We start from the raw sequence: 15339 nt of genomic DNA, 5'->3' as shown, positions 1-15339 counted from the left end.
GACGATGACGATTTTTAAATTTCCACAAGATTTCCGCTGGGGAACAGCAACAGCTTCCTATCAAATAGAAGGTGCAGCGCAGGAAGGCGGACGCGGGGTATCCATCTGGGATACGTTTGCCCGTACACCCGGCAAAGTATTCAATGGAGATAATGGTGATGTCGCATGTGACAGTTACCACCGCTATGAGGAAGACATCGAGCTGATGAAAAAGCTTGGGATCAACACCTACCGATTCTCGATCGCCTGGCCGCGTATTATTCCTGATGGAGATGGCGAGATCAATCGGGAAGGATTGGACTTCTATCATCGATTCGTAGATAAGTTGCTTGAAGCGGGAATCGAACCTTTCTGTACGCTGTATCATTGGGACCTGCCTCAGACGCTGGAGGATATCGGAGGTTGGGGCAATCGTAGGACGGTGGATGCATTTGTAAAATATGCTGAGGTCATCTTTAAGGAGTTTTCCGGTAAAATTAATTTCTGGCTGACTTTCAATGAACCATGGTGTATTGCTTTTCTGTCCAACTTGCTCGGCATTCATGCACCAGGAAATAAGGACCTGCAAACATCCATTAATGTTGCTCACGGACTGCTGGTTGCTCACGGTAAAGCCGTTCAGTCGTTCCGTCGCTTGGGTACAACAGGACAGATTGGTATTGCACCCAATGTATGCTGGGCTGAGCCTTACAGCAAATCTCCAGAAGATCAGGCAGCCTGCGACCGTTCCATTGCACTGAATACCGATTGGTTCCTAGACCCGATCTACAAAGGATCGTATCCACAATTTATGGTGGACTGGTTCGCTGAAGCTGGAGCTACCGTACCAATTCAGGAAGGTGATATGGAAATCATCTCGCAACCCATTGATCTGTTGGGCATTAACTATTACACCATGGGAATCAATCGTTTCAATCCAGAGGCGGGTGCATTGCAATCCGAAGAGGTCGATATGGGACTTACTAAGACAGATATTGGCTGGCCTGTGGAATCACGCGGACTGTATGAGTTCATGCATTACTTGCAAAAATACGGAAATGTGGATGTCTACATCACAGAAAATGGTGCATGCATCAATGATGATTTGGAAAATGGCAAAATCAATGATGATCGCCGGATTGCATACTATGAGCAGCATTTGGCCCAAATTCATCGGATTATCAACGACGGAATCAACCTGAAAGGCTACATGGCTTGGTCTTTGATGGATAACTTTGAGTGGGCGGAAGGATACCGCATGCGCTTTGGTCTTGTGCATGTAGATTACCGTTCATTGGTCAGAACACCTAAAGAAAGCTATTACTGGTATCAAAATGTGATCAAAAATAATTGGTTGGAAACGCGAATTTAAGCTTTAATTTCAATATTCCAGGAAGAAGTGCTCAGAACCTGACATAACTAAGTAATTACGTTATTTCAATTGTTAAATACAGGGACATACATGTTTATTCAGAATAAAGACGGTGGTTCGGTAATCCGAATCAACGTCTTTTTTAGTGTTTTATTTTCAGCCATGACTCACATGTTCATGAAGGTTTCATAAGGTCTAAGCTGTTTCATGTTATGAGGAGAGCGTTTTTGGGTTATAAGAAGTAAGAAGAAGTGATCTGGTGCTTGTCAACAGTTAAAATACAAATAAAGTGTCCAAATTGCGAAATAAATTTGAACATTTGTTGACTAAAAATCATACTGATGTGGTATATTGGTATAAGGAAAGCACTTACAAAAAGGGAAAAGGAAGTGTTTACTATGGCATCGAAGACAGCAATGGTAAGCCAATTGGAACGCAAAGATAAAAATATGCGGCGTGCAGTGCTAACGATGACAGTTCTGGCTTGGATTGCCCTCATTACGGGAGTAGTCATGTGCCTGATCAACCTGAATGATTTTAATGATCGTAACCTCGGATTAATGGTGGGTATCGGTTTCTTGGTTGGCAGTGTATTTATTTACGTTATTGCCAAATCGATTGGACTTGTTCATACACGCCGGGAAGACGAAGGCGCCGATTAAATAATCTTGCGTTAATTCGTTCATAATAAGACTGGATGAGCACCCGGAATCCCAGTCAATAAAGCCCTTTGCGGATTCGTTGATACTGTTCAACGGGACTGCAAAGGGTTTTATTTTGTGACTTGAAGTGTAAAGATTACAATGAGGAAATATCAAGTATGCAAGTGATTTGTGAGAAAAAATTCACACATTTAAGGTGTAAAATCGACAAATTTGTTAACATGAACAAAAAAGTTGCTCATTTCTGATATCTTTAGAAGGAAGAGAGTAGTATACTGTTTTTTCAGTATGAGCGAATTTAAGGAGAGGGGATCAAGATGAACAAGAAACCTAGGTCGCTAATTCGGATAATCATTCCGGTTGTCCTGACGTTGGTTACAATTGCATTGATTGTCTGGCCAATGCTGGCAGGCGGGCAGTACGTTGTTCTGGATCCGAAAGGGCCTGTTGGCGCTTCGCAGAGAGATTTGATTGTCATTTCGACAATTCTGTGTGCAGTCGTTATTGTGCCTGTATTGATTTTGTCTGCTGTAATTGTATGGCGTTACCGCGACAAACCGGACAATAAATCTGCTTATGAGCCTAACTGGGCTCATAGCACTAAAGCGGAGGCTATCTGGTGGACCGTTCCGATTATTATTATTGGGTTGCTGGCGGTTGTAACAATCCGCTACACCTATGATCTGGAACCTTCGAAGCCATTGGCTTCTGAGAAAGCACCGGTGACCATTCAAGTATCTTCACTGGACTGGAAATGGTTGTTTATGTATCCGGAGCAAGGTATTGCAACGGTCAACACGTTGAATATCCCGGCAGACCGGCCCGTAAAATTTGAGCTCACCGCGGATTCACCGATGAACTCGTTCTGGATTCCGCAGCTTGGTGGACAGATTTATACAATGTCGGGTATGGCGATGACCTTGTACTTGCAAGCTGATCATGAAGGTCAATATTGGGGTTCAGGTGCCAACTTTACCGGGGAACACTTCGCCCAAATGCGTTTTGACGTCAATGCTACATCGGAGGAAGACTTCGACAAATGGGTGACTGAAGTGAAACAACAATCCCAACCGCTGACGCAAGAAACGTATAAAACACTGGCGGAACCGGGAACAAGCAATGTAGCTTATTATTCTTCCTTCCCTGAAGGACTGTTCCAAGACATCGTGACCAAGTATGTTATTGACGGTCAAAGCGCTCACAGCAAGCACGGTGAAGCTTCAGGTGCCAAAGAGATTACTACGCAAGACGTGGACAAGAGTGCTAACTAAAGATTCGAAAGGAGGCCCCCAATGTTAGAGAGACTTAAGGAGTTTGCATCGGAGTTTTTCGTTACCGGTGATCCGCTGATTTATGGTGCGGACGTGGCGATCGGAATTACGATGATTACCATCGTAGCGGTGTTGACTTATTTCAAAAAATGGGGCTGGCTCTGGCGTAACTGGTTAACTACCGTCGATCACAAAAAGATCGGTATTATGTATATTATTGCTTCCATTATCATGCTTTTCCGTGGTGGTGTGGATGCACTGATGATGCGTCTTCAGCTAGCTATGCCTAACATGGATTTCTTACATCCTGAGCATTATAATCAGGTCTTTACGACTCATGGTACGATCATGATCTTGTTCATGGCGATGCCGTTTATGTTCGGTTTATTTAATGTTATTGTACCGCTTCAAATAGGGGCAAGGGACGTTGCGTTCCCATTCCTTAATGCACTAAGCTTCTGGTTATTCTTCCTGGGAGCAATGCTGTTCAACCTGTCCTTCGTTATCGGTGGTTCACCGGACGCAGGTTGGCTCAGTTATCCGCCTTTATCGGAGCTATCGCATAGCCCGGGGGTGGGACAAAACTTCTATATATGGGGTATTCAGATTTCGGGTATCGGTTCCCTGGCTACCGGTATCAACTTCCTGGTTACCATCATTAAAATGCGTGCGCCAGGCATGAAATGGATGAAAATGCCGATGTTTACATGGTCGGTATTCTCCACTTGTATTATCATTCTGTTTGCATTCCCAATCTTGACAGTGACACTTGCATTGCTCTTCCTCGACAGGTTTGCGGGGGCGCATTTCTTCACACTTGATCTGGGCGGTAATCCGATGATGTATATCAACTTGATCTGGATGTGGGGTCACCCTGAGGTATATATCGTTGTCTTGCCGGCATTCGGTGTGTTCTCCGAGATTGTAAGTACATTCTCGAAGAAAAAATTGTTTGGTTACAAATCAATGGTATTTGCGATGCTGATCATTAGCTTCCTGTCCTTCTTTACATGGGCGCATCACTTCTTCACGATGGGTTCGGGAGCAGACGTTAATGCATTCTTCGCCGTAACCACGATGTTGATAGCCATACCAACAGGGGTTAAAATCTTTAACTGGCTGTTTACCATGTTCCGGGGAAGGATACGCATGGATACCCCGATGCTATGGACACTTGCATTTATTCCATGCTTTATCGTCGGAGGTATGACGGGGGTTATGTTATCCGTTGCACCTGCTGACTTCCAGTTCCACAACAGTTACTTCCTGATTGCCCACTTCCACCAAGTATTGATCGGTGGTGTAGTATTCGGATACTTTGCAGGTCTGTACTACTGGTGGCCTAAAATGTTTGGATTCCAACTGCCAGAAAAACTGGGTAAATGGGCTTTCTGGACTTGGAATATCGGTTTCTATGTCTGCTTCATGCCGCAGTACGCTGTCGGTTTGATGGGTATGACACGTCGTCTGAGCACCTATGGCTGGGATACCGGCTGGTGGGAACTGAACTTTGTATCCACAATCGGGGCTTTCCTGATGGGTGTCGGATTCTTGTTCCAGGTAGCACAAATCGCAGACGGCATTCGGAAATACAAAACACTCAAAGCATCTGGCGACCCTTGGGGTGGTCGTACGCTCGAGTGGTCGATTCCTTCACCTGCTCCTGAATATAACTTCGCCATTACACCGCGCGGAGATGATATTGATGAGTGGTGGGAAGAGAAAGAACGTCGTGCCAAAGGCATCTATCCACCTGAACAGCCGCTTGAGCCGATTCATATGCCTAAAAATTCCGCGATTCCGTTCATCATGTCTATATGCTGGTTCGTTGCCGGTTTCGGCTTTGTATTCGGATGGCTGTGGATGGCGATTCTTGGACTCGCTGGCGTAGGGATTTGCATGATCGCTCGTTCATTCTCATACGATACGGATTATTATATTCCGGTTGACGAAATTAAGCGTACCGAAGCGTCGTTAAGGGGGTCGGTATAAATGGCTCAAGCAGCCGCGAAGCACGGTCATGACCATGCACATGATCATGACCATGGTCACCATGACCCGCAAGAATTGAAAATACTCGGATTCTGGTTCTTCCTGATTTCCGACGTTATCCTGTTCTCCGTGTTGTTCGCAACCTTTATTGTGTTGCGTGACAATTCGGCGGGCGGACCTGTATTGTCTGAACTGATCAAAATGCCTGGCGTTATTGCCGAGACATTTATCTTGCTCACAAGTTCATTCACAAGTGGACTTGCGGTTCTTGCCATGAATCAGGGCAAGGTGAAGCAATTGATCAGCTGGCTGGCAGTTACAGCTGTTCTGGGTGCGAGCTTTATCGCCCTGGAAGTAACGGAGTTTATTGAGTTGATTCATGAAGGGTTCAGTTATACAACGAGTGCAGCTTCTGGTGCATTCTTCACCCTTGTGGGAACTCACGGACTTCACGTATCGCTCGGTCTGATCTGGATGATCGGATTGATGCTTCAACTGAAAAAACGTGGAATTACCGATGTTACTCGCGGTAAAATCAACGTAATCAGCTTGTACTGGCACTTCTTGGACGTCGTCTGGATTTTCCTCCTGTCGATCGTCTATCTGATGGGGGTGATGTAGATGGCAGAGCATAACTCACATGAATCCCATGGCCACGAACAGCATGGTTCACTCAAGTCCTATGTCATCGGCTTCATTCTGTCCGTTGTCCTGACCATTGTCCCTTTGGTAGTGGTTCTGAATGACATGATGGGCAGAACAGCAACACTGAGTGTCGTTCTGGTAACAGCAGCACTTCAGTTTGTGGTTCAACTCTTCTTCTTCATGCATATCCGTGAATCGGAGAAGCCGCGTTGGAATGTAATGGCTTTGATCTTTGGTCTGTTGATCATGATGACCATCGTTATTGGTTCCATCTGGATCATGTTGAACAATACAGTTGCACATTAAGTTTTATAGGTTCAGGGATCTCCCGACTTTATTTAAAAGTCGGGAGATCTTTTTTTTATCCTTTTTACATCCTGAATGCGGGCAGAATAAGGGAAGGGACGCATGAGATACAAAAAGTCGAAAATATTGTCGAAAAAAGTTCTTGATTTTTTTTCTTGAATCCGTATACTCAGAAATATAAGTAATCCGAAACGTTTTGGAGGAAAGCAATTGGCTACAATCAAAGACATATCACAAATGACGGGATTTTCGATTACGACCGTATCCAGAGCTCTGAATGGGTACTCGGACGTCAGCGATAGTACGCGCAAACTGATTAAAGAAGCCGCCGAAACCCTGAACTATAGTCCAAATGGTCTAGCGAGAGGCCTGGTCATGAAGGAAACCAAAACGCTGGGGTTGCTCGTATCAGGCATGACGTACAAAAACATCGATAACAACTTTGTTTTCGAAGTGCTTTGCGGTATTAATGATAGCGCTGCCAATTCGGATTATGATCTGATTTTGTTCAGCACAAATACAGCGAAGCAAAAGATGAAAACGTACACACAGCTGTGCAGGGAACGAAAGGTGGATGGTGTCATTCTTCAGGGTGTGAAGACGGATGATCCGTATTTGCAGGAAGTATTGGATAGTGACATTCCTTGTGTATTGATTGATATCCCCATTCACAGTGAGTATGTTGGTTTTGTATCAACGAATCACAAACAAAGTGCACAGACTGCTGTAGAGCACCTTATTGGTTTGGGTCATCGGCAGATTGCCATGGTGAACGGGTACCCCGAGGCTTTTGTATCCAAAGAGCGTTATGAAGGATATTCCGATGCAATGCGAAATGCAGGGTTGAGCTTGAAGCCTGAATGGATCGTAAACGGGAATTTCACGGAAGAGGAAGCACAGCAACAAGCTTCTGAATTGTTGAAGACATATCCGGAAATTACCGCAGTCTTTTGCGCAAGCGACATGATGGCTTTGGGTGTAATGAAGGCTGCGAATGAAATAGGCATCTCTATACCGGATGAATTATCTGTAGTAGGATTTGACGACATTCCAACAGCCGCTTATTTTCAACCACCACTCACCACCATCGGCCAGAACATGTATCAGTTGGGACATGAAGCTGCAAACCTGTTGATGGGCATGCTGAGATCGGAAGACAGTCCCAAATTTAATATTTTGCAAAATGAATTGGTTTTGAGATCCTCGACAGCCAAACCAGGTCGCTGAGTTTAGCTGAGAAACGGTTCGCAAGGGGTTGCAAAATGAACGAGATGAAGAGAGCACCGAAATGTTTTATTAAATCCGAAACGTTTCGGTATTATTTTCGCTCAAATCCAAAACGTTTCGGATACAACATAAGATAGACATAGGGGGAATACAAATTGCTGAAATACGATGCAGGACAAGGAGAATGGAGTAACTGGCTGGTAACTGAAACCGGGTTTGATCCGGCTCATCAAGGGAAAGGCGAAGCTGTGCTCTCACTTGGAAACGGCTACATGGGACTTCGCTCCGCAACGGACGAGAATTATGTTGGACAAGTGCGGAACTGGTTCGTAGCAGGAACCTTCAATAAGTTTGATGAGCATGAAGTAACAGAACTCCCTAATGCAGCGGATGTAACGGAACTTTCAATCACCCTGAATGGGGAAACCTTCAGCTTGGAAAAAGGAAGAACGATCAGCTACAGTCGTCAACTCAATCTCAAGAACGGTGAGCTGACCCGTAACGTGGTATGGCAGAGCCCAACTGGAGAAAGCTTCGAACTTCAATTCCGTCGCTTTGTTTCCTTGAGCAACCATCATTTGGTTGGTTCATCCGTAAGTATCAAGCCACTGGATGGTCAGGCACGTGTTCACATTGCGTCTGGTATTAACGGACAATGGACGAACTCGGGTGCGCAGCATTTCACGGAAGGCGAAAAACGGATATTTGAAAAGACTTATATTCAAATGACGTCAACGACGACACAATCGGCTGTTGATTTTGTAACCAATACGGTGCACCACTGGCAGCTGAATGGTGAAAAGGTTGAGCCGGAATTGCGTCAAACGATGGGACGCCGCAAGGTTGGCATCGAAGGCACAGTAACCGTGGAAGCCGGACAAGCGGTAACACTGGAAAAAATCTCGAATGTGCATACCAGCCGCGATCTGGTTTACAACAACGGTGGGTATTCACTGGAGCAAATGCGTGAATCGGCGCTGACGGAGCTGAAGCAAGAGTCGCAAAAAGGGTATGATCAGCTGTTTCATGAAAGCGCTAACGCCTGGGCGGATACCTGGTCCACATACAACATTGAAGTGGACAGCACAAGCGGATATGACCAGCTTGCTATCCGTTTCGCCATCTATCATCTCGTCATTATGACACCTGCTCATGATAATCGTATGGGTATCGGGGCGAAAGGATTAAGTGGTGAAGGGTACAAGGGACATTCCTTTTGGGATACGGAAATCTTCATCCTGCCTTTCTTCATCTACAGCAATCCCAAGATCGCAAGATCCTTGCTGGAATATCGATATCAGGGGTTGGATGGAGCTAGAAGCAAGGCCAAGGAGAACGGATTCGAAGGGGCCATGTATCCGTGGGAAGCAGCCTGGATCGAAGATGGCGAAGTTACACCGGTATGGGGAGATGTAGATATCGTAACTGGAGAACAGACGAAGATCTGGTCCGGCTTCATTGAACAGCATATTACCTCTGACATCGCTTATGCCGTTTGGCATTACGTCCAGTCTACAGGCGATGAGGCGTTCATGGATCAATATGGCTACGAGATCATTTTTGATACAGCAACGTTCTGGGCCAGCCGTCTGGAGTGGGATGAGGCCAAGGGCCGCTATCACATCAATGAGGTTGTTGGACCGGATGAATATAAGGAACATGTGGACAACAATGCATTCACCAATCATATGGCTCACTTCAATATGGAACTGGCCATTCAATATTATGAAAAGCTTGAGCAGGAAAAACCTGAATTACTCAAGGCATTGTCTGGGAAGCTTGACCTGACATCAGCTCGAAAAACATGGAACAAGCTGGATCAAATGTATCTGCCAGGGCCAAATGAACAAGGACTTATTCCACAAGATGATACCTACTTGCAGAAGAAAGTCATTGATCTTACCCCTTATAAAAATCAGACGAAAGTCGCCAGCATCTTCAATGATTACAACCTGGATCAGGTTGGTGAAATGCAAATTTCGAAGCAGGCTGACATCATGATGCTGTTCTTCCTGCTTGAGAATAAATTTGAACCCGCTATCAAACGTGCGAACTATGACTACTATGAGGAAAAAACATTGCATGATTCCTCATTGTCGCTGTCAACGCACAGTATCCTTGCCAGTGACTTCGGTAATCGTCCGCTCGCTTATGATCTGTTCCGCCGGGCGTCCGAGATTGATCTGGGACCGCATATGCACTCTTCGGATGCAGGCATCCACTCAGCTTCTCTGGGCGGAATATGGGAATGTGTCGTGATGGGATTTGCCGGAGTTCGCATGTTGGATGGCCAGCTTCATCTCGATCCGAAGCTGCCAGAGTCCTGGAGCAGTCTGAAATTCCCGCTTTACTGGCAAAACCAGCTGTTGCATATCACAATCACGTCCGAGGGTATTCTAATCGAGAGTGATGCAGAGGAAGAAATTTCTCTCCTTCTGTCCGGTCAGCAAGTTACTCTCAGCAAACGGTTTCAAACCTTGGTTTAATATAAATCCATGTGGAGGTCATTCAAATGAAAAAAGGGTCCGCAAGTTTGGTCATGATGCTGATTTTGGTATTAGTGTTATCCGCGTGTTCTTCAGGTGGAAGCAACAGCGCGGAAGGCGGAAAAGGAGAAAAAGTAAAACTCACCTTCTCCGTATGGGGAGATGTCAACTCCGGTGCGGATGAAGTGAAGCTTGCGGAAGAGTTCAATGCTGCACACCCGGATATCGAAGTGAAGTTTGAGCCTATTCCAAGTGAAGGTTATGGAACAAAACTCACTACATCTCTGGCAGCAGGTCAGGCACCAGACGTATTCCTGGTTGGTGAAGGCGACTACTACAAATACGTTGATAAAGGTGTAATTGAGCCACTCGACGATTATTTGAGCAAAGACACTGCCTTTAATCTGGATATTTTCCAAAAGGATCTCATTGAAAATATGAAAATCGAAGGCAAACAATACTACTTGCCTAAAGATTTCAACCCACTTGCACTTTGGTACAACAAACGCATGTTTGATGAAGCGGGAATCCCTTATCCAACAGATGAATGGACTTGGGATGACATGATTGCAACTGCACAGAAACTGACTAAAAAAGATGGAAAAAAATATACTCAATTCGGATTCAACGCAGGCAAATGGGAATATCCGATTTATACGTACCTGTGGGATAACGGTACAGACATCGCGAATGAGGATGGAACAGCTGCGGAAGGCTACATGAACAGTGAAAAAACGATAGCGGCAATGGATAAATATGTATCCTGGTCTCAAGGAGATAGCCGTGTATCCCCGACGCCACTGGATTCCGAGACACTTGGCGGAGATTCATCGATGTTCATGACAGACAAGCTCGCCATGATGATTACAGGTCGTTGGATCAAAGGTGATCTCGACAAATCGGATGTTCAATATGGTTCTGCACTGATTCCACAAAATACGGACGGTACTCGTTCAAGCATTATCGCAAGTGCAGGTTGGGCGATCAACGCAGCCGGTAAAAATAAAGAAGCGGCTTATGAACTGGTGAAATGGCTCTCGGGTACAGATGCACAGAAGCTTCGTTCTGCGAACGGTAAAGTACTGCCAGCGACTGTGAAAGAACTGGACGAAGTCAAAGCCAAAGAAGTAGCAGACAAACCGGTCATCGAAATGATGGATTATGCTAAAAAACCGGTTACCATGCGTTCTACAAACGGACCTGTGTTTGTTGAAGAATTCACCAAGGCGCTGGAAAAAGTGCTGCTTGGCAAACAGGATGTCAAAGGCGCTCTGGATGAAGCTGCGAAGAACGTTGACAGCAAAATCAAGTAAAAACCATGCGGGTGAGTCGGCGGCCATGCTGATTCACCCTCTTCATCAAGGAGGCTGCTATGCGTAATTCTAAATCCGAGCGTGCCGGGTATTGGTTCATATTGCCCTGGCTTATAGGCTTGTTGCTCTTTACCATTGGTCCAATGTTATTCTCCCTGCTGCTGGCATTTAGTAAATGGGATATTATCACCGGCGTACAATCGATCGAATGGGTCGGTCTGGATAACTTCAAAACGATGTTTCATGATGAGCTTTTCTATCAATCGTTGAAAGTTACCTTTATCTTCGCTCTGGTATCCGTACCACTATATCAAGTGGCATCACTGCTTATCGCCTTGCTGCTGAATATGCGGAACAGAGGCATGAAATTTTTCCGATTGATCTATTTCATGCCATCCGTCATTCCAGCTGTAGCGGCATCAATGATGTGGATTATGATTTTCAATCCGGAATACGGCATTCTGAACCGGGCGCTTGCCTTTTTCGGCGTACAGGGGCCAGCTTGGCTTCAAGATCCGAGCTATGCGCTGGGCGCACTGATTGTCATGGGTTTGTGGGGCGTCGGCAATACGATCATCATTTATTTGTCCGGCTTGCAGGGCGTTCCTGAAGAGCTGTATGAAGCTGCCAATCTGGATGGCGCGGGACCGTTTCAACGGTTTTTCAACATTACATTACCTATGATTTCCCCAACGGTGTTCTTCAACGTAATTATGGGTATCATCGGTGGATTCCAGTATTTTACACAAGCATTTGTTATGACCAACGGGGGACCGCTTAACTCGACCTTGTTCTATAACTTGTATCTGTACAATAAAGCTTTTACCGATTTTGAAATGGGTTATGCTTCGGCATTGTCCTGGGTATTGTTCATCATCATTCTGGCGTTTACGTTGCTGGTCATCCGCAGCTCTTCGATGTGGGTCTATTACCAGGGCGATAACGAAAAGGATTGAGAGGAGGACAAATGATGAATCAAGCAACGACACGGAAACCGGTCTACTCGAAACTATTCTCTATGCTCATGCTTATCGCTGGTGCAGCCGTCGTGCTGATCCCACTGTTATGGACGTTTGCAACGTCTCTTAAAACACCTGCCGAGGTGTTCAAAGATGATTTTTTCCCGGCTGTATGGATGTGGTCTAACTATAAAAATGCCGTCTTGGCCATCCCGTTTTTTACATTTTTGAAAAATACGCTGATTATTCTGATTCCGGTATTAGTCGGTACCGTATTCTCGTCTGCCCTATGTGCGTATGGTTTCGCCCGGTTTAACTTCCGCGGCAAACGCACGCTGTTCCTGGTGCTATTGGCGACGATGATGCTGCCTTCGCAGGTAACGATGATCCCGATGTTCATCATGTTCAAGGAAATCGGCTGGGTTGATACATTTTTACCACTCATTATCCCTGCATTCTTCGGGGGCGGAGCGTTTAACATCTTCCTGATTCGCCAGTTCATGCGCGGTATTCCGCGTGATCTCGATGAGTCTGCTTTTGTAGACGGAGCCAATAAAATGCAGATTTTCACTAAAATCATGCTGCCGCTTTCCATGCCGCCACTGATTGCCGTATCGATCTTTACCTTTATGGGCGTATGGAATGACTTCCAGGGACCACTCATTTATCTGAACTCCAGTGAGAAGTATACGCTGGCTCTCGGATTGTCCATGTTCAAAGGGTTGTATAACGTGGAATGGAACATGCTAATGGCTGCAACGATGCTGATTATGCTTCCGCCACTCCTTGTATTCTTTGTTGCACAAAAATACTTTATTGAAGGCATTTCCATCTCTTCTGCAATCAAGGGCTAATCGTCCGTATGAATAGAAGAGATGAGCGGTGAGCCAAACCGCAGAGGAGGACTATCATGGCCACATTAACAAGCAGACATCCTTTTAATTTGTATTATAACGCAGGTGAATATGTAAAGATTTGCGGTACCCAGGACGGATACTTTCCCGACTTTGGGCATCATATGGCTAACGAAATGGGCGGTGTATGGCTGCATCCGATCAAGCTGCTGGACGGCTTCTGGCTGAAGGTAACCGATCTGGATCGCAACATTGCGGTATGGGCAAGGGCAGACGGATTCACAAGTGAATCCTGGGGCGGAAGCCGGTTCGATTATGATCACGGATTGAGCCACATTCCGGTATCCATTGAACGCAACCAGTTTGCCCCCGATTATGAAAAAGGCATGGTCGCAGAATATGAGATCAGCGCTTACGGCAAAGGAACAACCCGGCTCAAGCTGGAGCTGCTGTCACGTACCGATCTCCGTCCAGTGTGGTATTCCGATGAGATCGGAATTATCCCAGGAGCGGGTGAAACGGCAGAAGCTATTTCTTCGCGCAAAGTCATCGTCAAAGATGATGCCCAAGACTGGTATGCCATGATTGGAAGTGATCTGCCTGGAACGGTAATGACGGTTGGTCCTGAGATTTACGGACCAGAACTGACGGCAGGCAAGGGCACAGGCATTTCTTTTGTAACCGAATGCACGCTGGAGGAGAAGGATGTGTTCCGCTTCCGGTTATTTGTTGCCGGTTCGGAGTCGTCCCGTGAAGCCTGTGAGCAGACTTATGCAGTCATCGAACGTGACTACGTCAGCTTGAAAGAGCAGAAGCAGCAACTCTACGACAAGTTGGATCAGCGCGCAGTGCTGACCATTGAAGGCGAGGATGAGCTGAACGAGCAATTTGCCTGGGTGAAGCGCAATAATCAGTGGCTGGTGCAACAAGTAGACGGCATTGGTCGTGGATTGACGGCAGGTGGACCCATATATCCGTGGTGGTTCGGCTGTGACAGTACGTATGCGCTTCAGGGTGTGCTTGCTACGGGAGACCATCAACTGGTGCGGGATACGCTGAATTTGTTGCTGGAGAAATCCAAGGAAGCAAACGGTAATGGACGTTTTGTGCATGAAGTGACCACGATAGGAGCCGTGTCTAATCGCGGCAACACGCAGGAGACGGCACACTATATCGCCTTTGTATGGGAAATGTTCCTGTGGACCGGAGATGATGCACTTCTGCGCGAGCATTATGACTATTGTGTTCAGGGAATCGACTGGCTGCTGGGTGAGATGGACCCGGACGGAGACCTGTTCCCTTCTGGTTACGGCATCATCGAGATTGCCGGATTGAATATGGAACTGATTGATAGTGCCGTATATACAGCCAAGGCTCTTCAGGCGCTGGAGCACATGAGTCTCTATTTGGGTGAAACGAAGCGGCATCAGACATATCAAAAACTGGCTGAAAGAGCGGTACGCGCAGTGAATGATGTGTATTGGTCTGAAAAAGACAGCCTCTATGCGGATGCCGTTGCACCTGTTTCTGATATTGTGCCCAAGGTGGATTACATGGTTTCTCTCGCTGAAAAGCAAGGGATCACAGACTACCGGGAGTACGTGGAAGGATTGCTTGCCGATGCAGGTGAGGATCAGAAAGATCGCGGTTGGTTGCTGAACAAAAACTGGGTCATTGTCACTCCAATGGAAGCAGGAATTGCCGATCAGGACAAAGCACAGCGTGCTCTGGAAGCGATGCGAAATCGCGACTTCATTGGTGAATACGGTACTTATCTTGCTGCCATTTACCAACAGGGCACGATGACAATCTCTACCGGAGCACATGCGGTTGCAGAAGCGGCGTACGGGCATCCGGATCACGCACTGGATTTACTGCGTCGGATGGGGAAAAGCTTCTCACGTGTAGTGCCAGGTTCTTTCTCGGAGATGTCTCCGGACTACGGCTGTGTAGTGCAGGCGTGGACCATCTATGCACTGGCTGTACCGGTCGTACGACATTTCTTCGGCGTTCAACCGGAAGCACAGCATCGCCGTTTAACCTTATCACCTAATATGCCGCAGGCATGGGATAACAAAACATGCAGTCTGGAGCATCTGATGGTAGGCGATGCAGAGTTCGATATCCATTTTGAATCCCGTGAGGGCAAACGTTATGCGAGCATTTCCAACGCATCGGGCTGGACGGTTGTTCTGGACTGGAAGGGCGAGAAACGGGAAAGCAACGAGAAACGAATTGAATGGCAACTAGAGCAATAACATGGGGAGGAACGG

The 15339-nt window shown here is 46.4% G+C and carries 12 protein-coding genes; all 12 read left to right on the top strand.

The genetic code is table 11. The features are described from left to right. The first annotated feature begins 4 nt into the window (after nt 1-4). The 12 genes from AC4PM4_RS25360 (at nt 5) to AC4PM4_RS25305 (ending at nt 15324) form a co-directional block, all read left to right on the top strand. Entirely contained in the window at nt 5-1351 is a 1347-nt protein-coding gene (locus AC4PM4_RS25360; RefSeq protein WP_063566557.1) for a GH1 family beta-glucosidase, read from the top strand. A 398-nt stretch (nt 1352-1749) separates the two neighbouring features. Continuing rightward, nucleotides 1750-2013, top strand: a complete 264-nt coding sequence (locus AC4PM4_RS25355) for a hypothetical protein (RefSeq protein ID WP_024631414.1) — start codon at nt 1750-1752, stop codon at nt 2011-2013. 317 nt (nt 2014-2330) lie between these two features. After that, on the top strand, nt 2331-3284 hold the full coding sequence (gene cyoA / locus AC4PM4_RS25350; RefSeq protein WP_465117725.1) for a ubiquinol oxidase subunit II: 954 nt from the start codon (nt 2331-2333) through the stop codon (nt 3282-3284). 21 nt (nt 3285-3305) lie between these two features. Next, nucleotides 3306-5276, top strand: coding sequence for a cbb3-type cytochrome c oxidase subunit I (locus AC4PM4_RS25345; protein ID WP_063566559.1), 1971 nt, complete (start codon nt 3306-3308; stop codon nt 5274-5276). After that, nucleotides 5277-5897 carry a cytochrome o ubiquinol oxidase subunit III gene (gene cyoC / locus AC4PM4_RS25340; RefSeq protein ID WP_063566560.1) on the top strand — a complete coding sequence of 207 codons (621 nt, stop codon included), beginning with the start codon at nt 5277-5279 and terminating at the stop codon, nt 5895-5897. Beyond that, nucleotides 5898-6227 carry a cytochrome o ubiquinol oxidase subunit IV gene (cyoD, locus tag AC4PM4_RS25335; protein WP_063566561.1) on the top strand — a complete coding sequence of 110 codons (330 nt, stop codon included), beginning with the start codon at nt 5898-5900 and terminating at the stop codon, nt 6225-6227. A 210-nt stretch (nt 6228-6437) separates the two neighbouring features. After that, nucleotides 6438-7454 (top strand): LacI family DNA-binding transcriptional regulator, encoded by a 1017-nt coding sequence (locus tag AC4PM4_RS25330; protein WP_063566562.1) that lies wholly within the window; start codon nt 6438-6440, stop codon nt 7452-7454. 155 nt (nt 7455-7609) lie between these two features. Continuing rightward, complete coding sequence (locus AC4PM4_RS25325; RefSeq protein WP_491614813.1) at nt 7610-9940, top strand: glycoside hydrolase family 65 protein; 2331 nt, start codon at nt 7610-7612, stop codon at nt 9938-9940. 26 nt (nt 9941-9966) lie between these two features. After that, nucleotides 9967-11253, top strand: a complete 1287-nt coding sequence (locus tag AC4PM4_RS25320) for an ABC transporter substrate-binding protein (RefSeq protein ID WP_064640611.1) — start codon at nt 9967-9969, stop codon at nt 11251-11253. Nucleotides 11254-11312: 59 nt separating this feature from the next. Continuing rightward, nucleotides 11313-12209, top strand: coding sequence for a carbohydrate ABC transporter permease (locus AC4PM4_RS25315; RefSeq protein ID WP_053780124.1), 897 nt, complete (start codon nt 11313-11315; stop codon nt 12207-12209). 14 nt (nt 12210-12223) lie between these two features. Continuing rightward, nucleotides 12224-13066, top strand: coding sequence for a carbohydrate ABC transporter permease (locus AC4PM4_RS25310; RefSeq protein WP_063566566.1), 843 nt, complete (start codon nt 12224-12226; stop codon nt 13064-13066). 56 nt (nt 13067-13122) lie between these two features. Continuing rightward, nucleotides 13123-15324: an alpha-L-rhamnosidase-related protein gene (locus AC4PM4_RS25305; protein WP_491614812.1), complete on the top strand. Its 2202-nt coding sequence runs from the start codon at nt 13123-13125 to the stop codon at nt 15322-15324. Nucleotides 15325-15339: the final 15 nt, after the last annotated feature.

This window comes from Paenibacillus sp. MDV22-iso6 (assembly GCF_058408365.1).
Note: the sequence above shows the minus strand (reverse complement) of the source record. Positions and strands in the feature narration are given on the sequence as shown.